At 68.0% G+C, this 24,009-nt stretch carries 18 protein-coding genes; 12 read left to right on the top strand and 6 right to left on the bottom strand.

Annotation, left to right across the window (positions count from 1 at the left end; translation table 11 throughout):
* From AC1RWI_RS33245 to AC1RWI_RS33205, 9 genes are all read left to right on the top strand, one after another.
* A partial coding sequence (locus tag AC1RWI_RS33245; RefSeq protein ID WP_492870451.1) for a 3'-5' exonuclease family protein occupies nt 1-1,488 on the top strand: 1,488 nt, incomplete at its 5' end.
* A 286-nt stretch (nt 1,489-1,774) separates the two neighbouring features.
* Nucleotides 1,775-3,283, top strand: coding sequence for an amidase (locus AC1RWI_RS33240; protein ID WP_492870450.1), 1,509 nt, complete (start codon nt 1,775-1,777; stop codon nt 3,281-3,283).
* Between the two features lie 84 nt (nt 3,284-3,367).
* Entirely contained in the window at nt 3,368-4,708 is a 1,341-nt protein-coding gene (locus tag AC1RWI_RS33235; protein ID WP_043357133.1) for an MFS transporter, read from the top strand.
* A gap of 82 nt (nt 4,709-4,790) precedes the next feature.
* Nucleotides 4,791-5,216: a hypothetical protein gene (locus AC1RWI_RS33230; protein ID WP_043357134.1), complete on the top strand. Its 426-nt coding sequence runs from the start codon at nt 4,791-4,793 to the stop codon at nt 5,214-5,216.
* A gap of 468 nt (nt 5,217-5,684) precedes the next feature.
* A complete protein-coding gene (locus tag AC1RWI_RS33225) occupies nt 5,685-6,680 on the top strand; it encodes an ABC transporter substrate-binding protein (RefSeq protein ID WP_492870449.1) in 996 nt (331 codons plus the stop codon).
* A 49-nt stretch (nt 6,681-6,729) separates the two neighbouring features.
* Entirely contained in the window at nt 6,730-7,767 is a 1,038-nt protein-coding gene (locus tag AC1RWI_RS33220; protein WP_492870448.1) for an aromatic ring-hydroxylating dioxygenase subunit alpha, read from the top strand.
* Nucleotides 7,768-7,813: 46 nt separating this feature from the next.
* Nucleotides 7,814-8,728 carry an ABC transporter ATP-binding protein gene (locus AC1RWI_RS33215; protein ID WP_236702129.1) on the top strand — a complete coding sequence of 305 codons (915 nt, stop codon included), beginning with the start codon at nt 7,814-7,816 and terminating at the stop codon, nt 8,726-8,728.
* 44 nt (nt 8,729-8,772) lie between these two features.
* Complete coding sequence (locus AC1RWI_RS33210; protein ID WP_043357139.1) at nt 8,773-9,567, top strand: ABC transporter permease; 795 nt, start codon at nt 8,773-8,775, stop codon at nt 9,565-9,567.
* Entirely contained in the window at nt 9,564-11,027 is a 1,464-nt protein-coding gene (locus AC1RWI_RS33205; RefSeq protein ID WP_492870447.1) for an amidohydrolase family protein, read from the top strand. Before AC1RWI_RS33210 ends, AC1RWI_RS33205 begins: the two co-directional genes overlap by 4 nt.
* Before the next feature lie 6 nt (nt 11,028-11,033).
* Here the strand turns inward: AC1RWI_RS33205 and AC1RWI_RS33200 are convergent, their stop codons facing one another.
* Nucleotides 11,034-12,212, bottom strand: a complete 1,179-nt coding sequence (locus AC1RWI_RS33200; protein ID WP_043358549.1) for a citrate synthase family protein — start codon at nt 12,210-12,212, stop codon at nt 11,034-11,036.
* Nucleotides 12,213-12,342: 130 nt separating this feature from the next.
* Here AC1RWI_RS33200 and AC1RWI_RS33195 point away from each other — a divergent pair, with 130 nt between their 5' ends.
* Nucleotides 12,343-13,740 carry a CoA transferase gene (locus AC1RWI_RS33195; RefSeq protein ID WP_492870446.1) on the top strand — a complete coding sequence of 466 codons (1,398 nt, stop codon included), beginning with the start codon at nt 12,343-12,345 and terminating at the stop codon, nt 13,738-13,740.
* A gap of 33 nt (nt 13,741-13,773) precedes the next feature.
* Here AC1RWI_RS33195 and AC1RWI_RS33190 read toward each other — a convergent pair whose 3' ends face one another.
* Nucleotides 13,774-14,775, bottom strand: coding sequence for a Bug family tripartite tricarboxylate transporter substrate binding protein (locus AC1RWI_RS33190; RefSeq protein ID WP_492870445.1), 1,002 nt, complete (start codon nt 14,773-14,775; stop codon nt 13,774-13,776).
* A 288-nt stretch (nt 14,776-15,063) separates the two neighbouring features.
* On the opposite strand from AC1RWI_RS33190, the gene AC1RWI_RS33185 reads away from it, so the two are divergent.
* Both AC1RWI_RS33185 and AC1RWI_RS33180 read left to right on the top strand, forming a co-directional pair.
* A complete protein-coding gene (locus AC1RWI_RS33185) occupies nt 15,064-16,377 on the top strand; it encodes an MASE1 domain-containing protein (protein ID WP_043357147.1) in 1,314 nt (437 codons plus the stop codon).
* Nucleotides 16,374-17,609, top strand: coding sequence for an alpha/beta fold hydrolase (locus tag AC1RWI_RS33180; protein WP_043357148.1), 1,236 nt, complete (start codon nt 16,374-16,376; stop codon nt 17,607-17,609). The genes AC1RWI_RS33185 and AC1RWI_RS33180 overlap by 4 nt, the downstream gene beginning before the upstream one ends.
* Here AC1RWI_RS33180 and AC1RWI_RS33175 read toward each other — a convergent pair.
* The 4 genes from AC1RWI_RS33175 to AC1RWI_RS33160 all read right to left on the bottom strand — a co-directional run.
* Entirely contained in the window at nt 17,606-19,933 is a 2,328-nt protein-coding gene (locus AC1RWI_RS33175) for a patatin-like phospholipase family protein (RefSeq protein WP_043357151.1), read from the bottom strand. The two genes, AC1RWI_RS33180 and AC1RWI_RS33175, sit on opposite strands and share 4 nt — an antisense overlap.
* 414 nt (nt 19,934-20,347) lie before the next feature.
* Nucleotides 20,348-21,346 (bottom strand): Bug family tripartite tricarboxylate transporter substrate binding protein, encoded by a 999-nt coding sequence (locus AC1RWI_RS33170; RefSeq protein WP_043357152.1) that lies wholly within the window; start codon nt 21,344-21,346, stop codon nt 20,348-20,350.
* Nucleotides 21,343-22,683 (bottom strand): DUF1254 domain-containing protein, encoded by a 1,341-nt coding sequence (locus AC1RWI_RS33165; RefSeq protein ID WP_492870444.1) that lies wholly within the window; start codon nt 22,681-22,683, stop codon nt 21,343-21,345. Before AC1RWI_RS33165 ends, AC1RWI_RS33170 begins: the two co-directional genes overlap by 4 nt.
* A gap of 24 nt (nt 22,684-22,707) precedes the next feature.
* Nucleotides 22,708-24,009, bottom strand: a 1,302-nt coding sequence (locus AC1RWI_RS33160; RefSeq protein WP_492870443.1) for a DUF1254 domain-containing protein, incomplete at its 5' end; no start/stop codon positions are given.

The raw sequence follows: 24,009 nt of genomic DNA, 5'->3' as shown, positions 1-24,009 counted from the left end.
CCCCCCCCCCCCCCCCCCCCCCCCCCCCGCGACCGTATTACCGAGATTGGCGTCGTGGAAGTGGGACCGGATGGTATTGTCGAATGGGACACCCTGATAGACCCGGGCATTGGCATCCCGCCCTTTATCCAGCAGCTGACCGGCATCACCGACGACATGGTGCGCGGTCGGCCAAGCTTTGAGTCATTGGCGGAAACGCTCGCGGAGCGGCTGCAAGGCAAGCTCTTCGTGGCGCACAACGCACGTTTCGACTATGGCTTCCTCAAGAATGAGTTTCGCCGCGTCGGTGTCACCTTTCGCGCCGATGTCCTGTGCACGTTACGGCTATCGCGCTCGCTGTTTCCCTCGGCGGCGCGCCACGGGCTGGATGCGCTGATCGCCCGGTTCGAGTTGCAGCCCAAAGGCCGGCACCGGGCTCTCGCCGATGCCGAGCTGTTGTGGCAATTCTGGCAGAAGGTCCACGAGCTCTACACGATGGACCTGGTCGAATCCGCAGTGCAGTCGCTGATCAAGCGGGCGAGCCTGCCCGCCGGGCTCGAAGAAACCGCGCTGGACGACGTTCCCGACACCCCGGGCGTCTATCTCTTTTATGGCGACCAGGACATGCCTCTCTATATAGGGAAGAGCATCCACCTGCGCCAACGCATTGGCGCGCATTTCTCCGGTGATCATCGTGCTGCCCTGGAAATGCGGCTGGCGCGCGCGGTGCGCCGCGTCGAATGGCGCGAGACCGGCGGTGAGGCCGGCGCGTTGCTGCTGGAGGCGCACCTGATCAAGACGATGCAGCCGCTGCACAACCAGATGCTGCGCCGGAATGCCGGGCTCTACGCGTGGGAGCTGGCCCCCGGCCTGAGCGCGCCGATATTGCGCTCGGATCGCAACACCGATTTCAGCCGGCACCCTAACCTATATGGCGCCTTTCCCAGCCGGGCCAGCGCCCAGGCCCGGCTGGCCGAACTGGCCCAAACCCATCAACTCTGCCAGGTCGCCCTCGCCCTGGAGAAAACCGCGCGGCAAGGCCTGCCCTGCTTCGCGCATCAACTGCACCGCTGCCTGGGAGCGTGCACCGGCGAAGAGTCCCTCGCAACGCACCGCGAGCGGGCGGTCACTGCACTGGCCAGCCTGGCGATTCGGCCCTGGCCGTTCGCGGGTGCAGTGGCATGGCGCGAGCAGCACGGCGCCAAGGCGTGGTGGCATGTCCTGGAAGACTGGTGTTACCTGGGCTCGGTGGCCACGCTGGAGGAGGCACCGGGCTTGTTGTCCTCGCCTGCGCGCTTTGACCTGGACACCTATCAAATCCTGGCGCCACGGCTGCCGGCCTTGCTCGCCGCTGCCGTTCCACTGGAAGCGGTGCGGCGATTCGAGCTGCAACCACTGGCCGCGCCCCGGGCGGAAACACAGCCGCAGACTACATCGCCCCGGGCGGCGCCCCACCGGCGCAAGCTGCCAAGCCCAGACCAACAGACCTTGCCTTTCTTCGAGCGCTAGGCGGGGCGACGGCTGACCAGTCAGCCCATAGGTCACAAACGGTATACCAAAAACCCCATGAATCACGCACCGCCAAGGTGCGCGACGTCTCGCCACGCCTTCCCGCGAACCCCTCATTTGCGCCAAATTCTGCTGCATTGCACCAGAATTTGGCGAATTGCGGGCGTCCAAACATTTGCCTTGCTCTCGGCAATTTAATGAATATAGTATACCGACTTTGGAGGCAGCCCCGATTGCCGCCAACCCGGACGCCATAGCAGCGGCCCCCACAATACGGAGCGAATGCGTGACGCGGCAAGACATAGCAAGCACCGACACCCGGCCGCCAAAGGCGCGCTTCCTGCCAGTTTGGGAAGCCGCAGCGCTATTGGCCAAAGGCGACACCAGCGCGCAGGACCTGGTGAACTGGTGCGAGGCGGCCTATGCCGCCTCGCATCGGGAGATCAACGCCCTCATCCTGGCGGATTTCAGCGCCGCGCGCACCGCGGCCGAGGCCAGCGACCAACGCCGGCGCCGTGGGGAGCCGCTTGGCTTGCTGGACGGCATTCCCTACTCCATCAAGGAATCCTTCGACGTGGCAGGCTGGCCCACCACGTGCGGCAACCCGGCGCAGCGCCACAACATTGCGATCAGCGACTCGGCCGTGGTCGAGCGCCTGCGCGCGGCCGGCGCGGTCCTGCTGGGCAAGACCAACGTGCCGATCGGGTTGCGCGACTGGCAAAGCTACAACGCCATCTACGGCACCACCCGCAACCCGCGCGACCCCGGCCGCACCCCGGGCGGTTCGTCCGGCGGCAGCGCCGCGGCGGTTTGCGCGGGCATGAGCTTCTTTGACGTGGGCTCCGATATCGGCTCGTCGCTGCGCAACCCGGCGCACTACTGCGGCGTGTTCTCGCACAAGAGCAGCCACGGACTGGTGCCGCTGCGCGGCCACGGCATCGGCCACGGCTACGGCGAGCAGGAGATCAATGTAGCCGGGCCGCTGGCGCGCAGCGCGCACGACCTGGAACTGCTGCTGCGGGCGCTGGCTGGCCCGGACGGCATTGAAGCGCAGGCCTATCGCCTGACGCTGCCGCCCTGCGACAAGCGCACGCTTGCCGACTTCCGCGTCGCCGTGCTGCCTAGCCATCCGCTGTGCGAGGCGGACGGGGAAGTCAGCGACGAAATCGAAAAACTCGGCCGCTGGCTGGAGGGACAGGGCGCCCAGGTTCGCTGGAACGCGCGCCCGGACTTCGATGCCTCGGCTCTCTGGCACACCTACGTGCTGATGCTGCGGGCTACCACGTCGATCCATATGGACGACGCTGGCTTCGATGCCGCGCTGGCCCGCGCCGCAGGCGCCGCGCCCGACGACCACAGCTACGCCACGCTGCAATTCACCGGCGCCGGCATCCGGCACCGGCAATGGCTGCAGTTGCAGCAAGCCCGGGCCACCTTCGCGCAGGCCTGGCAACGCTTTTTTGGCGAGGTCGACGTGTTGCTGTGCCCGGCAGCGGCCACTACCGCCTTTGTGCTGGATGAAGCCGGCGAGCCGTGGCAGCGCATGCTCCAGGTCAACGGCCGGGCGCAACCGCTCACCAGCCAGCTGTTCTGGGCCGGGCACTCCGGCCTGTGCGGCCTGCCCTCGACGGTGGCGCCGATCGGCCCGGGCCGCAGTGGCCTGCCGGTGGGCGTGCAGATCGTCGCCGGCAAGTTCGAGGACCTGACCACCTTGCGTTTTGCCCAGTTGCTGGAAGCAGCGGGTTTTGCCTTCCGGCCACCGCCGGCCTCGGCTCAGTCCCAGTCCCAGTCCTAGACCCAATCCCACACGGTATAACGCGCCCCTGCGCCCAAAAAAACCAGCGCACCGCCCCCGAAGCAACGACACGAAGGAGAGAGCATGTTCACGTGGTTCAAGGATTTATCGACAATGGAGCGCAAAGGCTTTTACGGCGCGTTCCTCGGTCATGCGGTCGACGTGTTCGACTTCATGATCTATTCCTTCCTGATTTCGACGTTGCTCACCCAGTGGGGCATGAGCAAATCGGCCGCCGGCGCCATCGTCACCTGGACCTTGGTGTCGTCACTGGTGGGCGCCATCGGTGCGGGCGTCCTGGCTGACCGCTATGGCCGGGTGCGCGTGTTGCGCTGGACCATCGTGGTGTTCGCCGTTGCCTGCTTCCTGTGCGGGCTGGCCAACACCCCCGAGCAACTGCTGGCCTTCCGCATGCTCCAGGGCCTGGGTTTCGGCGGCGAATCCTCGCTGTGCATGGTGCTGGTGACGGAAATGATCCGCAACCCGGCGCACCGCGGTAAATACTCCGGCTTCACCGCCAGCAGCTACTCCTTCGGCTGGGGCGCTGCGGCCGTTGCCTACGCCATCACCTTCAGCATCTTCCCGGCCGAAACCGCCTGGCGCGTCTGCTTTTTCATGGGCATCCTGCCAGCGCTGGTGGTGATCTACCTGCGCCGCAACCTGGAAGAGCCGGAAGTCTTCACCAAGAGCCAGGCCGAACGTGCCGCTGCTGGCGCCGGCAGCGGGCCCACCGCATGGCAGCAGCTGGCGCGGCTCGGCCGCAGGCCGCTGCTGGGCAAGACCGTACTGTGCAGCCTGCTGTCGGGTGGCATGCTGGGCGCCTACTATGCGATTGCCACCTGGCTGCCCACGTTCCTCAAGACCGAGCGCGGGCTGTCGGTGTTCGGCACCAGCTCCTACCTCGCGATGACGATCGCTGGCTCGCTGGTGGGCTACGTGGCCGGTGCCTATGCCACCGACCGCTGGGGCCGCCGCCAGACCTATATCGCCTTTGCCGCCGGCGCCTTTGTCATGGCGCTGGTCTATATGGTGATCCCGGTCTCCAACACGTCGATGCTGTTCCTGGGCTTCCCGCTGGGCGTGCTGATGCAGGGCGTGTTCGCCGGCATCGGCGCCACCATCTCGGAGTCTTATCCCAACGATATCCGCGCCACGGGCTATGGCGTCTCGTACAACGTCGGGCGCGTGATCGGCTCGCTGTTCCCGCTGACGGTGGGCTGGCTCAGCACCGGCCGCACCTCGCTGCCACTGGCCATCGCGATCGTGGCCGGGGTGGGCTACATGATGGTGATGGGCGCCGCCTTGCTGCTGCCGGAAACCAAGGGCATGGACCTGGGCCAGGCCGGTGGCGACGACAGCGCGCACGAGCCGTCCGGGGACGCCGACAAGACCGTGCTGGCGCCAACTGTGGGCAAGCCCGCATAAGGCGCCTGCGGCCGCTTGCAGCGAGGTGGGCGGCTAGGCTAGGCTGCACGGGAGGGGGCATGCCAGCTCCCCTGGAGCCCCCATGTCTGTCGTTCGCCGTCTCTCCATCTCCCCTCGCCGTTGGTTGACCCCACTCGCCGCCATCGCCCTGGGCGGCTGCACAAGCGTCGAGCAATCCGCCATGCAGCGCATCCTGGATTCGTGGCAAGCCGCCCCGATCGAGCAGGCCAAGGCGCAGTGGGGGCCGCCGCAATCCGTGCAGGCCGTGCCGGGCGGCACCGCCTACTTGTGGACCGAGGACGTGCCACCAGCGCGTGCGCCGGGCGGCGGCCCGCGCGATGCGCGCGCGCCCACGTCACCCGAACCCCTGCTGGTGCCCGGCCTGTGCCATCGCCGCCTGATCGCTGGCCCCAATGGCCTGGTGATCGGTGGCGACTGGTCCGGCAACGCGTGCTGTGTCACCACCGCGCTAGGCCGCTGCGGCGGGCTGGTCAGGGCCAACTCCTGATCGCACCGGCCACCGCACTGCTCACCGAATTGGTGCACATCGCGCATCGAAGCAGGCGATCTTGCACCAGCGCCGCCAAGCGGCATGCCACGATCCGGCGCATTTGGAACCCGGCGCTCACCGCTGCCGTTGGCACACCTCTTGCTGAACAAACCATCGAGTAGAAGCGGTTAGCGCCGATGCGCCTCCCCCAGCGGGCAGGCGCATGCCGGCGCGGGACATTGCTCTCGCGACCATCCGGTCGCACGCCCGGTTGACTCGCATCGCGAGGCATCCGGGCGTTTGGATCCGGCCACCAGGCCGGGCACGAGAGAAAAGAGAGCGCCCACGATGTCCCCCATCTTCACGCCCTTATTCCATTTCGCGGACGCCTCTGCCGGCCATGGCGCCGCTTGCGTCCCGCGTCGTCGCCCGCCTGTCGCCGTGCCCGCCTCGGTTTCCCCCGCAAACATCCGCACAGGAGCCCCCATGAAGACGCCTTCCCCATTGCGCCGCCTGTTGATTACCGGCGCCTGCGCCGCGCTCACGCTCGCCGCCATCCCCGCCACCGCGCTAGCCGCCGACAAGGTGACGTTCCTCACCTCCTGGTATGCCCAGGCGGAGCATGGCGGCTTTTATCAAGCGGTAGCGAAAGGCATCTACAAGAAGTACGACCTCGATGTCACCGTGCGCATGGGTGGCCCGCAGGTCAACGGCATGCAGATCCTCACCAGCGGCCAGGCCGACTTCCTGATGGGCTATGACCTGCAGGTGCTCAAGAGCGTGGAGCAAGGCGTGCCGGTGACCACCGTGGCAACCTCCTTCCAGACCGACCTGCAAGGCATGATGACCCACGAGGACGTCAAGAGCCTGGCCGACCTGAAGAGCCGCACGGTGCTGGTCTCCACCTCGGGACGCACCACGTGGTGGCCGTGGCTCAAGGGCAAGTACAGGCTGGAGGAATCTCAGTCGCGGGTCTACACCTTCAACCTGCAGCCCTTCTTTGCCGATCCGCAGGCGGCCCAGCAGGCCTATGCCTCTTCCGAAGTGTTCTCGGCCAGCAAGGCAGGTGCCAAGACGCGCTTCTTCCTGTTCGCCGACGATGGCTATCCGCCCTACGGCACCACGATCGTCGCCATGCAAAAGACGGTCAAAGAGAAGCCGGACGTGGTCGCGCGCTTCGTCAAGGCGACCATGGAAGGCTGGAAGAGCTACCTGGCGGACCCTGCCCCGGCCAATGCGCTGATCAAGCAGGAAAACCCCAACATGAAGGATGACCAGCTCGCCTGGGGCGTGGAGAAACTCAAGGAGTACCACATGGTTGGCGGTGGCGACGCGGCCCGCTACGGCATCGGCGTGATGACCGACGCGCGCTGGCAGAAGACGCGCGACTTCATGGTGGGCGCCGGGCTGCTCAAGGCCGATACCGACTGGAAACAGGCCTACACCACGCAGTTCGTGAAAGACCTGAAGGTCATGCCCTGAAGCGCGCGGCCTCGCCGTTCAAGCTCAACCCCATACAAGGATATTCGACATGCTGGTCACCCAACAACCCGTACTGCGCCGCTTCTGGTATGCCCTGATGCCGATCTCGATGCTCGACCACGGCCCCAAGCCCTTTACCCTGCTGGGCGAGAACCTGGTGCTGTGGAGGGGCGCCGATGGCAAGCCGGCGGCGCTGCAGGACCGCTGCTGCCACCGCACCGCACGCCTGTCCAAGGGCTGGGTCAACGAGCGCGGCGACATCGTCTGCGGCTACCACGGCTGGGAATACAACTGCTCGGGCAGCTGCGTGCGGATTCCGCAGGCGCCGGACAACGCCATTCCCTCTGGCGCGAAAGTGCAGGCCTATCACGTGCAGGAGAAGTACGGCTACGTGTGGGTGGCGCTGGACGATCCGCTGCAGCCCATCCCCGATTTCCCCGAGGATGGCGACCCCACCTACCGCCGCATCTTCCAGTTCTACGAGAAGTGGAACACCAGCTCGCTGCGCGTGATGGAGAACGCCTTCGACAACTCGCACTTCAGCTTCGTGCACCGCGCCAACTTTGGTTTGTCCGAGCAGCCCAAGCCGGAGAAGTACGAGCTGCTGCAGCGCGAGTGGGGCTTCGAGGCGCAGACGCTGGTGCCGATCCGCAATATCGAGGCGGGTCACCGTGTGACCGGCACCACCGAGCCGATCACGCATCGCCATATGTTCAACCGCTGGGACCTGCCGTTCACGCGCCGCTTCGGCTGCACCTATCCGGCCAGCGGGCGCCATCACATCATCTACAACTGCGCCACGCCGATCGACGACAAGAGCGTGATGCTGTCGCAATGGCTGTACCGCAATGACAGCGAGGAAGACTGCTCGACCCAGGAGCTGATCGACTGGGACGCGCCCATCGTCGCCGAGGACCGCGACATCCTGGAAGCCACCGACTACGACGCCTGCGTGGACACGCGCCGCCGCGTTGAATTCCATATGGAATCCGACAAGCCCGGCTTGCTGATGCGCAAGATGCTGATGGAACTGTTCACCCGGCATGGCGAGAAGGAGACCTTCCGCATTCCCGTGGTTCGCGGTTAAGCCGGAGTTCGGATAGCCCCTGGAACCATTCCATACGGAGACAGCCATGAGCGTACTCTTTCGCAGTATCACGCAAGCCCCCGCCGCGGCCCCGAGCGCCAGCGGCCGTGCGCCCGACGCCGGCGGCGAGCCCGCTGGCACCAGCCGGCGCGATGCCGGCGCACCGCTGCTGTTCGCCAACCAGGTCGAGAAGACCTACCCCAACGGCACCGTCGCGCTGGAGCGCGTCAAGCTGGCGATCAAGCCCGGCGAGTTCGTCTCGCTGCTGGGGCCCTCCGGCTGCGGCAAGAGCACCTTGCTCAAGCTGTTTGCCGGATTGGAAATGCCGTCGGCGGGCCATATGCGCTGGTGGGGCAACCCATCCCTTCCGAACGGAACAAACGCCGCCACCGACAGCGCCGGCCGCACGCTGGCGATGGTGTTCCAGGAAGCCACGCTGATGCCGTGGGCGCGCGTGGCCGACAACGTGCGGCTGCCGCTGGACCTGGCCCGCATGCCGCGCGCCGACGCCAACGAGCGCGTGCAGCGCGCGCTGGCGCTGGTGGGGCTGGGCCGCTTCGCCGCGGTCTTTCCGCGTGAGTTGTCGGGTGGCATGCAGATGCGCGTGTCGATCGCGCGGGCGCTGGCGAACAATCCGGACCTGCTGCTGATGGACGAACCCTTTGGCGCGCTCGACGAGTTCACCCGCAACAAGCTCGACGCTGACCTGCGCGCGCTGTGGGCCGAGCGCGGCCTCACCGTGGTCTTCGTCACCCACAGCATCTATGAGGCGGTCTACCTGTCGAGTCGCGTAGTGGTGATGGCGGCACGGCCGGGCCGCGTGATTGCCGACGTGGCCATCGAAGGCCCCGTGGTCCGCGATGAGGCCTTCCGTGTTTCGCCCGCCTTCATGCAGTACTGCGCACAGTTGTCAGCGCTGCTCGCGCAGGCCAACACCGGCGTCGACCCCAACGAGCACTAAGCCCGGCAGCAGCATCGGTCCCGCAAACAACAAGGAGCCCCCCCATGAATCCCCCGCTATTGTCGCGCCCCCCGGTACAGCGCGTGGCCGCCCCGCTAGCCGTCGGCGTGCTGCTGTTGCTCGCCTGGCAGGCGACATGCACCGTGCTCGCCGTACCCGTGTACCTGGTCCCCACGCCCACCGCCATCGGCCATGCGCTGGCGGAAGACTGGAGCCTGCTGTGCGGCTCGCTATGGGTGACGCTGCGCATCACCATGCTGGCCTTTGCGCTGGCCGTGGTGGTCGGCACCGCCGCGGCGTTCATCTTCGTGCAGAGCCGCCTGATCGAGGCCAGCCTGTTTCCCTACGCGATCCTGCTGCAGGTCACGCCGGTGGTGGCTATCGCGCCGCTGATCATCATCTGGGTCAAGGAGCCGACGCTGGCGCTGGTGATCTGCGCGGCCATGGTGGCCGTGTTCCCGATCATCTCCAACACGGTGCTGGGACTGCGCAGCGTCAACCCCGGCCTGCTCAACCTGTTCCGCATCAACCGCGCGAGCCGCTGGGATACCTTGCGCCGCCTGCGCATTCCCAGCGCGCTGCCGTATTTCTTCGGCGGCCTGAGGATCTCCTGCGGCCTCGCGCTGATCGGCGCGGTGGTAGCGGAGTTCGTGGCGGGCACCGGCGGCACGGGCGCGGGGCTGGCCTACCAGATCCTGCAGGCTGGCTTCGCCCTCAATATCCCGCGCTTGTTTGCCGCGCTGTTCCTGATCACGCTAACCGGCGTCGCGTTGTTCGGCGCCATGGTGGTGGTGTCGCGCATGGCGCTGTCCCACTGGCACGAGAGCGAACTGGCATGACGACCAACACCGTCCTGATCCGCAATGCCACCGCCATCCTGACCGGCCTTCATGGTAACGGCAAGGGTGAAGGTGAAGGCGAACGCCATGCCGGCCCGGACCTGCGCGTGGCCGGCGCCGCCATCGAGGCCATCGGCAAGCTGGCACCGCGCCCCGGCGAACAAGTCATTGATGCCACCGACTGCGTGGTCTACCCGGCCTGGGTCAACACCCATCACCACCTGTTCCAGTCGCTGCTCAAAGGCGATCCGCCGGGGCTGAACCTGACGCTCACGCCCTGGCTCGGGGCTACGCCTTACCGCTTCCGCGCCGCCTTTGACGAAGCCACCTTCCGGCTTGCCGCCCGCATCGGCCTGATCGAACTGGTGCGCAGCGGCTGCGGCACGGTAGCGGACCACAACTATCTCTACTATCCCGGCATGCCCTATGACAGCTCGGCCATCCTGTTCGAGGAGGCCGAGGCGCTGGGGCTGCGCTTTGTGCTGTGCCGTGGCGGCGCCACCCGCACGCGGCAGCTGGAGAGCGAACTGCCGCAGGCGTTGCGCCCCGAAACGCTCGACCAGTTCCTGGGCGATTGCGAACGGCTCACCGCGCGCTACCACCAGCGCGCGCCGGATGCGATGCGGCGCGTGGTGATGGCGCCAACCACGCCACTCTACTCCATGTCGCCCGAGGAGTTGCGCACCAGCGCGCGCACCGCGCGCCGGCTTGGCATCCGGCTGCACAGCCATTTGTCGGAGACGGTGGAATACCAGAACGCCGCGCGCGACAAGTACCAGACGACACCCGTGGCCTTCTGCGGCGAGCACGAGTGGCTGGGCAGCGACGTCTGGTTCGCCCATCTGGTGAAACTGGGCGCGGACGAAATCCGCCAGCTCGGCGCAACCGGCACTGGTATCGCGCACTGCCCGCAAAGCAACGGCAGGCTGGGCAGCGGCATCGCGAACATCCCGGCGCTGGAAGCCGCCGGGGTGCCGGTGTCGATCGGGGTGGACGGCGCCGCCTCCAACGAAGCGGCCGACATGATCTCCGAGGCGCATGCGGCATGGCTGCTGCAGCGCGCGCGGCGAGGCCATGGCGCCCGCCCGCGCGCCGAGGGTGGCGACCATGAAGGCGGCGCTGACGCCGCGCGCGTGGAAGACGTCGTGCGCTGGGGCACGGCGGGCGGCGCGGCGGTGCTTGGCCTGGATGCGGTGGGCACGCTGCAGCCGGGCAAGGTGGCCGACCTCGCCATCTACCGGCTCGACGACCCGCGCTGCTTTGGCCTGCACGATCCGGCCATCGCGCCCGTGGCCAGCGGTGGGCGGCCAGCTCTGCGCGCGCTGCTCGTGGCTGGCCGCGTGGTGGTGGAGCATGATGCGATTCCGGGGCTGGACCTTGCCGAGCTTGGCGCTGCCGCGCGCGACGCGGTGCTGCGCTTGCAGCACCGCGCAGCACAATCCGCGGCGCCACATCCTTGATCCAGGCTAGCCTGGGCGCGGGCCGACGTATGCGGCACGCGGGCGGATCAGCTCGGCATCCGCACGCTGCTCCAGCGCGTGCGCGATCCAGCCGATGGAGCGGCCAAGCGCGAACATGCCGAAGGCCGCGCCGGGCGGCAGCCGCAGATGCCGGCGCAGCGCCACCAGTGCAAAATCGATCGATGGCCGCTGCCCCACCAGCGCGAAAGCGTCGTCGATGAACGCTTGCCATTGCGGGTGATGCGGGAGTATCCGTGCCAGCAGGCCGGCGGCGCGGATGTCGCCGGCGGGGTAGAGATGATGGCCAAACCCCGGCAGGTTCTCGCCGCGGGCAAGCCGCTCGCGCAGCTTCGATGCGGGCTGGGCCTCGCCGAGTTCGTCCCAGAGAGCCTCCACGCGGGCGGTGGTCCCGCCATGCAGGCCGCCGGTCAGCGCGGCCAGCCCAGCGACCACGGATGCGCGCAGGCTGGCGCCGGTGGACGCCACGCAGCGGGACGTGAAGCTCGACGCGTTCAGCTCATGGTCGGCGCAGAGCACCAGCGCCATGCGGATCAGGTCCGCGCCCTCTTCGTCCACCTGCCAGGCGCTGGCGCATTGCCGATGGACCGGCGCGCTGGCGGGCGCCGTGTGCAGCAGGCAGGCCGCCAGCAAACGCACCAGCGCGCCGCAGCCCTCGGCAAGGCGTTCCGGTGACCTTTGCCACTGCGCCGTGGGGTCGTCTTCGCTGGCGATGGTAAACAGCGGCAGCAGCGCCTCCTCGCTGCGCCGCCCGGAGAAGGCCGCCTGCATTGCCGCGAGGTGCGCCGGCGCAAGCGGCGCTGCGCCAAACGCCGCGTCCTGGGGGCACTGCCACAGCAATGCGGCCACCGCTTCCACGGTGTCCGACGCGGCCAACGCAACGGCATCCATACCCCGGTAGTAGAGCCGCCCGTCCTCAATCAAGGTGATCCCCGATTCCAGCACCGGCAAACCCCAGCTCAACGTGGCCTTGGCCACCTCGCGAGGCTTGCGGCCACGTGTGCGCTGGCCGGCCAGGCGCGCAACGTCGTCGGCGAGATAGCGGCTCTCGCGGTGGGTTTCGCCATCGTGCGCGTGCAGCAAGCCACGGCTGACATAGGCATAGAGCGTCTGGCGGGACACGCCAAGCTGGGCGGCGGCTTCGGAGGAAGTCAGGTAGCGGGGCACGGGCGACAAAATCGATCAACAAGTTGATTAAGTTAATCAATATTGACTATTAAAACAAGGAGCCTATGCTGCAAAGCACGAATTCCTGCCCCCCAACGGAGAACGCACCATGCCCGGCCCCGGAGAATCCATGCTTTCAGCCACGAGTCCCACGACCGCCGCCACCCCTTTCCTTGGTGAGATCTGGCGCAGCGTGCACGGGGACGCCGCGTGGCTGGAGCACATTGCCGTGGCCGGCGCCGGTCACTTGCCCGCGGTCTTCCCCGTCACCGCCCTGGCCACCGCCGCCGTCGGCGCAGCCGCCCTGGCCATTGCCGAGTTCATCCACCAGGCCTGCGGGCATACGCTGCGTGTCCAGGTGGATCAACGTCTCGCTTCGCTATGGTTCGGCACTTCGCTGCGGCCGCAGGGCTGGGAATTGCCGCCGCAATGGGATCCGGTTGCCGGCGACTACCGGGCCAAGGACGGCTGGATCCGTCTTCACACCAACGCCCCACATCACCGCGACGCTGCCCTCGCCGTGCTTGGCGTGGCGGCGCAAGCGGACAAGGCCGCCATTGCCCGGGCCGTATCCGGATGGGAAGCCAGCGCGCTGGAAACCGCCATCGTCGAGAACGGCGGCTGCTCGGCGGCGATGCGCACCGAGGCCGAATGGGCGGCCCATCCGCAGGGGATCGCCGTCAACAGCGAACCGCTGATGCACTGGACAACGTGCGCTGCGGGGCCTCGGCCAGCCTGGGCCATTGCCCCGGATCGCCCGTTGCGCGGCATCCGCGTGCTGGACCTGACCCGGATCCTGGCGGGCCCGGTGGCCACCCGCTTCCTGGCCGGCTTTGGCGCCGATGTGCTGCGCATCGACCCACCCGGCTGGGAAGAGCCAGGCACCGTGCCGGAAGTGGTGCTCGGCAAGCGCTGCGCCCGGCTCGATCTGAAAAGCGCGGCGGACCGGCAGGTGCTGGAGCGGCTGCTGAGCCAGGCCGACGTGATGGTGCACGGCTACCGTCCCGAAGCCCTGGCGCGGCTTGGGCTGGATGCGCGGCGGCGCCGCGAGATCAATCCCGCGCTGGTGGATGTGTCGCTCGATGCCTATGGCTGGAGCGGGCCCTGGAAGGGCCGGCGCGGCTTCGACAGCCTGATCCAGATGAGCACCGGCATTGCCGATGCGGGCATGCGCGCCGCAGGCCTGGACCATCCCAAGCCGCTGCCGGTGCAGGCCATCGACCACGCCACCGGCTACCTGATGGCAACAGCGGCCATCCGCGGGCTGGCGCAGCGCCTGGCGACGGGCGCCGGCTGCGAGGTGCGAGCCTCGCTGGCGCGCACGGCGCATCTTTTGGTGGCGGGCACGGTCCTGCAAGGCCAAGCAACAATGCCGGCCCCCGAAACGGCGGCCGACCTGGCCGCAGTCGCCGAGAACACCACGTGGGGCCCGGCACGCCGGATCAAGCCGCCCGCCATGGTGCAGGATGCGCCAATGCACTGGGAGCGCCCGGCCAGCAAGCTGGGTACCGCGCTGGCGCAGTGGTAAGCCACGGCGGCAGGCCGCACCGGCGTGCTCCGCTTAGTCGATCTTCGCGCCCGAAGCCTTGATCACCTGGCCCCAGCGCCTCTGCTCGGCGGCAATGGTCTGGCCGAAGGCCTCCGGGCCCTGCCAGGCTGCCTCGGCGCCTTGCTGCTCCAGCTTGGCACGGGTATCGGCTTCGCCCAGCACGGTCTGCAGCGCGCCGGACAGCTTGGCCACCACCTCCTTGGGCGTGCCCGCGGGCGCCAGCATGCCGTAGAAGCCGACCACCTCGAAGTTCTTCAGCCCGGCCTCTTCCATGGTCGGCACGTCAGGCAAGGCGGGCGAGCGATGCCTGGACGTCACCGCCAGCGCGCGCACCTTGCCGGCCTTGATGTATTGCGTGAACAGCGGGATCGAGTCGGCCATCATCTGCGCCTGGCCGCCCATCACATCGGTCAGAGCCGGGGCGCTGCCCTTGTAGGGAATGTGGACGATAAACGTGCCGCTGGCCTGCTTGAACATCTCCGGCATCAGGTGGGAGATACCGCCGTTGCCGCCCGAGGCAAAATTCAGCTTGCCGGGATTGGCGCGCGCATAGCCAATGAACTCCTTGAGGTTGCGGGCCGGCACGTTGTTATTGACCACCATGACCAGCGGAATCAGCGCGGTGCGGGCCACCGGCGCAAAATCCCGCGGCATCACATACGGCAGCTTGGGATAGAGCGCGCCATTGATGGCCATCTGGCCGGTGTTGGCCAGCAACAGCGTGTAGCCGTCCGGCGCGGCCTTGGCGACGGAATCCGAGCCGATGTTGCCGGCCGCGCCGGCCTTATAGTCCAGCACCACTGACTGGCCCAGGATCGGCTGCAGCTTTTCGGCGAGGATGCGGGCGTGGGTGTCGACCGGGCCACCCGGCGGGAAGCCCACCACCAGGCGGATCGGTTTTTCCGGCCAGGCGGCAGCAGCGGGGGCCGCGCCCAGTGCCAGCGGCAGTGCGGCGCAGGCCAGCAGCACCGGCAAGCCGGGCAGGAATCGGTTATTTAATGTGTACTTCGCCATCAGGTCTTTTCTCCTCGTTTATATTGCGGCCTTGCGTTGCCGGCGTGCGCCGGGGCGAGTCCTGGCCGGGCTCGTGGCCGCGCTCGTTGCCGGACACCCGCGAACACCCTTAATTGTGACGATTTTATTACATGGCGCCATGATAGAAATCCCTGTGCAGGCTTATGATGCCCCTGCCCGGCCGCGCCATTGCGTCAGCCGCTTGCCGGCCTGGCGCGTTCAGATAACGGCTGGCCGCCGCGCGCCGGCCTCGCATCCGTGCCCGGGCATCAGCCAAGGAAAGCCAACGTGAAACCAACCAACCGAGCCGTCGTCCTGTTTTTGTGGGCTGCACTGTACTTCTGCTCCGGCTACATCTCGCACAAGCTCAACGGCCCGTTCTCCGCCACTGGCTATATCTGGCTGCCGGCCGGCGTGACCGTGGCCGCGTTCATGCTCACGCCGATGCCGCGCTGGCTGCCGGTAGGGCTGGCGTTCTTCGCCGCGCAGATGCTGCTGGGCTGGGTGGAGGGGCGCGACACGCTGCGCCTGATGCTGTTCTCGCTCGACGAGATCGGCTTTGCGGCAGTGGGCGTGGCGCTGGTCAGGCGCACGCACTTCTCGCTCGAAGGGCTGGCCTTCGTGCGCGGCGTGCTGATCGCCGGGGTGGTCAGCAGCGCCGCCAGCGCGGCGGTGGGCGCGGGCTGGTTCACGATCATGGAGGACGTGCCGTTCTGGCGCACCGCGCGCGTCTGGGCCGCGTCCGACCTGGTGGGGGTGCTGATCGTCACGCCGGTGCTGGCGGGCTGGTCGCGCTTTCGCGCCATGCGCTCAGGCGGCATGAGCGGCGGCGATTTCCTGTTTGGCCTGGGCGCGTTCGCCGCGCTGGTGCTGACCACCTTCTTTATCTTCGACAACAAGAGCCTGGGCCCGCTGCCTGCCGGCGTGGTGTTTGCGCTGACCTATATCCCCCTGTTCTTCGCTGCAGTGGTGACGCTGCTGTGGGGCGGCCGGGGCGGCTCGGTCGCGGTGGCGATCCTGGCGCTGTTCGTGCTGGTCAATACCGGCCAGGGCGATGGCCCGTTCGCCGAAAGCGCGGCCCACCATGGCCGCTCGCTGATGGAGGCCCAGCTATACCTGGCCGTGGCCGCCTTGCTGACGCTGCTGATCAGTACGCTGCGCACCAGCCGCGAGCAACTGCACCTGCAGTCGGCGCAGCGCCAGAATGATGTCAAGCTGGCACTCGCGGCCAGCGGCCAGCTGGTCTATTGCCTGGACCCGCGCAGCGGCACGCTGCGCTGGAGCGGCGACGTGGAACGCTCGCTAGGGGTGCGAGAAGATGCCTTCGGCAATCTCGACAATGTACTGGCTCACGTGCATGCCGACGACCGGTCCCGGGTGCGCGACCGCTGGCTGCGCGAGAGCGACGGCGACGGGGGGGGCGACGGGGGTAGCGCAACCCGCACCGACCTGCTCTTTCGCCTGATGCTGCCCGCGGGCGACTGCACCATGGTGCTGGACATGAGCAGCCCGCTGCTGGACGGTGACGAGACCGTGGCGGTCATTGCCGGCGCATGGCGCCTGCAAGGCGCGGCTGTGATCGAGGAGCGCGACGCAGCATGACGGCTCTCAAGGGCAGCGGCACGGGGGCCCTGCTCATCCATGGCTTGGGCGGCACGCAGTTCGACCTCGGCCCGATGCACAAGGCCCTGCGGCGCGCCGGGGTGGAAACCCACGCGGTGACGCTGCCAGGACACGCAGGCACGCCCGAGGACCTGGTGCCCGTGCGGGCCGAGCAATGGCTCGACACCGTCACGCAGGCATACGATGAACTGGCCGGGCAGTACGAAACCTTTCATATCATGGGCATGTGCCTGGGCGGGCTTCTGGCCCTGGCGCTGGCCGAGCGCCGCCAGCACACCAAGGGCCGGCTGATCGCGCTGGCGGCCCCGGTCTACATCGACGGCTGGTCCACGCCCTGGTACCGCGCGCTGCGGCACCTGGTCTATCACATCCCCACGCTGCCCGCGCGCATGCGGGTGGAGGAAGACGAGCCGTTCGGCATCAAGAACGACCTGGTGCGCGCCATCGTCAAAGCCAAGTTCGAACGCGGCGACAACTTCCACTACCGCTGGGTGCCGCTGGCCTGCATCCGCCAGGTGGACCGGCTGCGCGGCTGGGTGCTCGACGGCGCCCACCGCATCGCCTGCCCCACGCTGGTGGTGAACGCGCGCGAGGACGAGCTGACCAGCCTGCGCTCGGCCGACTTCCTGGAAGCCACGGTCCCCAACGTGCGCAAGGTGGTGGTGGAAAACAGCTATCACATGATCTGCGTGGACAACGACCGCGAGCTGGTGGTCAGCAACGTGCTCGAGTTCCTCGGCTTCGACCCGGCGCAGGCGCGCCGCCCGGCGCGGGCCAGGGTAGAAGTGCCCATGACCGGGGAAGCCGTCGCCGCCGTGGTAAACGAATACCTGCAGGCCCTCACCAGCGGACAATTCGAAGCGCTGTTCCCGCTGCTGGAGCCCGGCGTGCGCTGGCGCCACCAGGGCGAGCATCCGCTGGCGGGAAGCTATGACGACCGCGACGCCGTCATCGGCATGTTTGCCAAGCTGGAGGAAATCGCCGGCAAGACGGTGCGCATCACCGTCACCGCGCCGCCGCGCATCGAGGGCGCCAGCGCGCAGATCGACGTCGCGGCCTCCTCCGTCATGAACGGCGAGGCCCGGCACAGCCAGGGCACGCAAACCCTGCGCATGCGCAACGGGCGCATCTCTGCCGTGACCTTCCGGCCGGCCGACAGCGCCGACAACGCGGTGAGCGCCACCGAGCCCCTGCCGGCGCCTGCGGGCTAGAACACGCGGCCCAGCTGCAGGTACAGGTTCCATACCCCCTGCGGCGCCGCGGCAAAGCCGAAGTACAGCGGACCGATCGCGCTATTGCCGCCGATAAACAGGCTGGCGCTGGTCTTGAACGGGCCATTGCCGAAATTCTTGCGCCGCAGCCAGACGTCGCCCGCCTCCAGGCTGGCGCCCACCACGGTGGTGCGCAGCCCCGGCAGGATGAACTCGCGCAGGTCATTCAGGTAGGTCAGGCGGCCATACAGCAGGTAGTTGCCGGAGAACTGGTCCTGTGCGTAGGCCGAAAGATGCTGGAAACCGCCCAGCGTAAAGCCCAGGCCACCGCTGACGCTGTTGTCGCTGCGGTGATCGCCATAGGTGGCTGCCGCCTCCGCCGCCAGGTTCAAGGTGTGGCGGCCGTAGCTGGTGGCCCAGAGCGCCTTGGCATGGGCATCGTTGAAGCGGTTGTCGGTGCCGCCGAAGGCCAGCTCATTGGTTGCCAGCAGGTAGTAGCCGGTGCGCGGGAATAGCGGATCGTCGAGCTGGTCGATGGTGAGCTGGGCGCGTATGGTCGGCTGGCGTACGCGGGCGTGCGGGAACAGCCGGCCGGTGTTGATCGGCAGGTTATAGAGGGCCGAGTAGTTGACCTGCTGGTAGTTCACACCCGCCCGGAACTCGCCAAGGCGGCCCAGTGGCACACCCAGGTCCAGGCCGGCGACGGCGGTCTCGATCCGGTAGGCGGTCAGCGGATCGGTATTGCGGTTGGGCGCGGTGTCGGCGTACAGATCGACGCGCTTGCGCCCGTATTCCGCGTACGGGGCAAGATAGAAGCCCAGCCGGTCGAACACCGGCTGGCGCAGCTCGGTGCGCCACTTGGCCTGGGTACTGCCCAGCACGATGTCATTGCGCCATTCCAGCCCGCCGGGCGTGATCCACGGATAGCGATGCCCCAGTTGCAGGTTGAACCCGCCCTGGCCGTTGAAGGTATTGGACACGCCGAAGCCGAACAGCAGGAACTGCGGGCCCCAGGACTTTTGCTGCGCCTCGACCTTCAGCACATTACGGCCGTCTTCGGTGACCAGTTCCTGCGCCACGGTCTCGAAATCGCCCGACGTGGAGAGCTGCGCCATCTCGCGGTTAAGCGTGACCGCGTCGTAGGTGTCGCCTTCGTTGACGCCCAGGTACTTGCGCACGAAGCTGGCCGGAATGCGGCCTTGCGACCGGATCTGGATGGCATCGATGCGCACCGGGCCCGCCACCGCCTGGCTGCCCTTGCGCGCCGCCAGGTAGGTCTGCCAGGCGTCCTCCGGCAGCGTCAGCGACGCGAGCTTGGGCTCGGCCGCCAGCACCGCATTCCAGCCGCCCTGGATGCCGTCGTTGGCGCGCGAGAAATCGGTGAACGACAAGTCACCCAGCTGGGGCTCGATCAGCACGTCGCCCGGCTTGAGCAGCGCCTTTTGCGTGGCCACGTTCTGGTTGGTCAGGATGGTGACCATCTGCTGCGTCACCGCCGCCGGCGAGTCCAGGCTCTCGGGGTCATCCAGCGGCGAGGCGATATTGACCGCGATGATCACGTCGGCGCCCATGTCGCGCGCGAGCTGCACCGGCAGGTTGCTGACCAGCCCGCCATCGACCAGCACGCGCCCGTTCACCTTGATCGGCGCGAACAATCCCGGCACGGCCACGCTGGCGCGAATGGCACGCGGCAGCGAGCCGTGGTCCAGCACGACAGGCACGCCGGTGCCCAGGTCGGTGGCAATGGTGCGAAACGGCGTCGGCAGCTTGTCGAAGGCGTCGTCGGCCGGCAGATGCGGGGTCAGGTTCTGCAGCAGCGCCAGCAGGCGGTTGCCTTGGACCAGGCCGGTGGGGAACTTGATCTTGCCGTCACCGTAGCCGGCCGAGATGCCGATCGGATACTGGAGGTCGTCCTCGCGCTGCGCCTGCGGCAGTTCGGCACGCTCGTTGCGGTCAAAGGCGATATCGCTCAGGTTGATGTGCGACAGCTTGGCCTCCAGCTCGCCCGCCGACAAGCCGCTGGCGTACAAGCCACCCACCACGGCGCCCATGCTGGTGGCCGCGATGCAGTCGATCGGCACGTGCATCTTCTCCAGCGCCCGGATCACGCCGATATGCGCGTAGCCGCGCGCACCGCCCCCGGACAGCACCAGGCACACGCGTGCTCGCTTGCCCGGCACGGCGGGGGGGGCGGCTTGCTCGGCAACTTCGGTGGCGACGTCGGTGGCGACGCCGGCGGTGGATTGCCTGGCCGGCTGCGCAGGGTGATCCGCGGCCCTGGCATGCTGCGGCCCCAAGGCTAGCGCCGCCAATGCAAGCAGCATCGGCAGCAACTGACAACCTGACACCAGCGTGCGCAAGCGGCGCGCGATGCATGATAGAGAGCGGGACATGGGCAAACCTGGACAATCCGCGGCAAAACGGGACAAGACGGTGAAATCGCCGCGCAGAGTTGGCGGGGAAGGTCGTCACGATAGGGCAATTGCCCGTCCTTGAACAGCGGCGCATGCACCCGCTAAGTGCCGGTTGCCTAACCTGCGGGGCTCTCGCTGCCCCGTGCACCAAGCCGCCGCGCGGGTTAGCCGTGCAAACCCTCGGCGCAGAGCAGCTTGATCCACAATTTGCCGGAGTGGATAAACGTATGCCGGATACAACAAAGGGAACGCGGCGGACTGAAGCGGGCGGGCTGTTGCGCGAAAACCGGTAGCGAAAGCCGGAAGTGAACGCCGCGCCGTACCCTATTCCAGCTTGATCCCCGCCGACCTGATCAGTGGCCCCCACCTGGCCACCTCGGCATCGATGAAGCGCGCGAACGATGCGCTGTCGCCCGCCTCCGGCTGCAGCCCGAGGCCGATCAGCTTGCTGCGCGTCTGCGCATCGGCCAGCACCGCGTTAGCGTCCCGGTTGAGCTGCTGCACGATGGCCGGCGGCGTGCCCGCCGGCGCGATCAGCCCGAACCAGCCGTAACCCACCACCCCGGGATAGCCTTGCTCGCCGAACGTGGGCGCGTCCGGATACACCGGCGTGCGCTGCTCGGCGGACACCGCGATCACGCGCAGCTTGCCGGCCTTGATGAATGGCAGCGCGGTAGTGATGGCGGTCAACGTAGCGTCGACCCGCCCCGCAAGCAACTCGGTGTAGGCCGTGGAGTCGCCGCGGTAATGCACGTTGAGGCCCTTGAATTTCGCCTGGGCGGCGAAGAGCTCGGCGGTCAGGTGCGGCCCCGAGCCGATGCCCGGCGAGGCGAAGGTCACGCCGTCCTTCTTATCACGCGCCATGCGCACGAAATCCGCCACCGTGCGTACCGGCGAATCTGCGTTGACGATCAGGAATATCGGCCCGAGCACGCGCGGCCCCACTGCCACGAAGTCCTTGCGGATGTCGTAATGCTGGGATAGCCCTGCCGCCGCGTTGATGGCAAACGGCGCCGCCGCCCACAACAGGGTGTAGCCGTCCGGCGTGGCACGCGCGACCTGCTCGTTGGCCACGCGCGTGCCAGCGCCGGGCTTGTTCTCCACCACGAACTGTTGCTTGTACTTGCGGCTGAGCCCCTCGCTGAGCAAGCGCGCCGAGATGTCGTTGGAGCCGCCCGGGCCGTAGGGCGATACCAGGCGCACCGGATGCGACGGAAATTCCTCGGCCTGCACCGGCGCCAGCGCACCGCCGCCCGCGGCCAACAGCACGGCATTGCCGGCCAGGCGCAGCACTTGCCTGCGCTTGTGCGAGTTCAGTGTCATGACCGCTCCTTGGACGAAGCGGCTGCACCCGCCAGCCGGCGGATCGGCGGATAGACAAAGGTCTTGTCGAGATGCGCGGGCTGGGGCACGTAGAGCCGCAGCGTTACGTAGAACGGGCCTGCGGGCGCGGGCAGCCAGTTGCCTTCGTGCGCCGGGTCGGCCGGCGGCGTGGCCGACAGGCGCAGCCGCAGGCTGCCGTCCGGCGCATGGCGCAAGCTCGGCGAGCGGTCGCCCAGCGAGTAGCGCCCCAGCGCGTTGTCGACCAGCATGCAGTCGGCCTTGCCATACATGGTGAGCGACCAGAACGCGCCCACCTGCGGCAGCGCACCGGCCGGGAAGACCAGTTCGTAGCCGACGCGGCCATCGAGCGGCGCGCCCTCGCTGTCGCGGTCGGCCATCACGTACATCGCCTCTTGCACGCCGAGCGCGCCGATATAGTTGCGCGCCACCAGCGCGCGCTCGGCGAAACGCGTGCCGAACGATTCGCGGATTTCCACCGGCAGGGTCCAGCCGCCGCCGAGGTCGGACGGCAGCGGCGTCGCCAGTTCGGCAAGCACCGCCTGGATGGCGTCGCCCAGGCGGGCAAGCGCATCGTCGCCAAGCGCGGCCGCATCGCAATCCGCGCCAATGCCAAAAGGCGCGAAGCCCGCCACCAGCCCTGCCTCAGCCGGCGGCGGCGGGTTCTCGCGCAGCGCCTGGTTGACCACCTCGGCATAGCGGCGCGGATCGCCCAGATGCTCGCCAGGCTGCATGCCCACATCGAAGGCCCGCGCGGCGCTCGCCCCGGCCAGCGTGCTCAGGCGGAACTGGTCCTGCAGCGCGTGCACGGCCGGCAGGTCGGCTTCGCCATCCACCAGCACGCGGCCGAGCAGCCACACCGCATCCGTGGGGCAGGCGATGGCGGTGGCGCCAGCCGGCACGTCGCCCTGCCAGCGCGGGCCATGCAGCAAGAAGCGGCCGCGCCCGTTGCCCGTGGTGCGGGTGCCGATATAGCCAAAGGGATTGGTATAGAAATCGAGCAGGCCGAGCACGTAGTAGCGGCCCACGCTATCGGGCACGTCCAGCAGCAGCGGCCCTTGCGACAGGTCCATCCAGGCGTTGCTGTAGAGCGTGTCGTTATTGGGCGTGACCACCTGGCGATGCTGCGGGCCAAGCAACTGGCGCGTGTGAATGAAATGATTGATCCAGCGCACCGGGACATCGGGCTGCTGCGCGGCGAACACGCCGGCGCTATTGCGGCGCGGGCAGGTGGCGGCGCGCATGCGCGCCATTTCGTAAAGGGGCAGCGTGTAACGGATGGCGTCGAGAGCGGGCGCGGCGGATACGGTCTGGTGCATGGTGGCCTCCATGATCTGGTTGACTCAATCGACGCGGCGCACGGCCGGGATGGTGTACTGGCCTTGCAGGAAAGACGGCGCGGGATGGTAGAGCCGCAGGATCAGGTAGAACGCGCCAGCGGGCGCAGGCAGCCAGTTCTCCTGCTGCTGCGCTCGCGCGTGCGAGATGGGAATCACCAGGCTGCCATCGGCCTCCATGCGCAAGCCCGGCGTGCGGTCGCCCACGGCGTAGCGGCCGATCTCGTTGGCGCTGAAGTAACGATCCTCGCCGTACAGCGACACCGACCAGAACGCTTGCGCGGGCGGCAGCATGCCGGGCGCGAAGCGCAGCTCGTAACGGCGACGGCCATCGAGCGGCGCGCCGTCCGCATCGAAATCGGCCATGGCATAAATCGCCTCGTCCGCGCGCAGCGCGCCCAGGCCCTTCATCGCGGTGCAGGCGCGCTGCAGCCAGTCGTCGCCGTACATGCCCAGCTTCAGGCTGTAGCCCCAGCACTTGCGGCCCTGGCTGCGGGTATGGGCCTCGATCACCGCCATGCCTTGCGCGTAGGCGCTTTCCAGCCCGGCCACGATGGCCGGGCGCAGCGCCGCGAAATCGATATCGTCTTCCAGCCGGATGCCGGCCTTGCGCAACAGCGTCAGGATGCCCAGTTCCTCTGCCGCTGGCGGGAACTCGCGCAGCGCGTTGAAGAGGTTGTGGAAGAAGTCCAGCGCCGGTCGGCCGCTGTCTTGCCACTGGTCCACGCAGCGCGGACGCGCCGCGCCCGGCGTGCGGGTCAGCGCGAAGCCCTGCTCAAAGGCGCGCGCCACCGCCAGGTCATTCGGCCCCTGCACCAGCACGCGGCCGAGCAGCCAGACCAGCGAGCTCGGGCACGATACCGCGTGCGCGCCGCCGGCCTTCTGGCCCGGGCCGACCAGCTCGATCTCGCCGCCTTCGGCAGCGACATTGCGTGGCCCCAGGTTCTCGAAGTTGTTGGTGTGCACGTCGAGCAGCTCGATCACGTAGTAGCGGCCCGGGTCGGGCAGCGGCGGAATGCGCAGCGTCACCGGGCCATCGGCCAGGTTGACCCAGCCGCAGAAGTACAGCAGGTCGTTGGCCGGGGTGACGATGTCGCGGTCCTCATGCGTCCACTGGCGCTCGCTGGCGGACAACGTGTTCATCGGCGCGCGGCCATAGCCGGTGGCGGCGCAAACCGAGGTCTGCAGGCGGCAGGTGCGCAGCGTCTCGATGAGCGCATAGCCGTAGATCACCAGCGGCAGCGCTGCGCCGGCGACCAGCGCCTGCTGGGGGCTGGCGTACGTGGCGGCGGCAAGCGTGGGGGCGCC

Source organism: Cupriavidus sp. MPR-AND1C (genome assembly GCF_058809705.1).
Note: the sequence above shows the minus strand (reverse complement) of the source record. Positions and strands in the feature narration are given on the sequence as shown.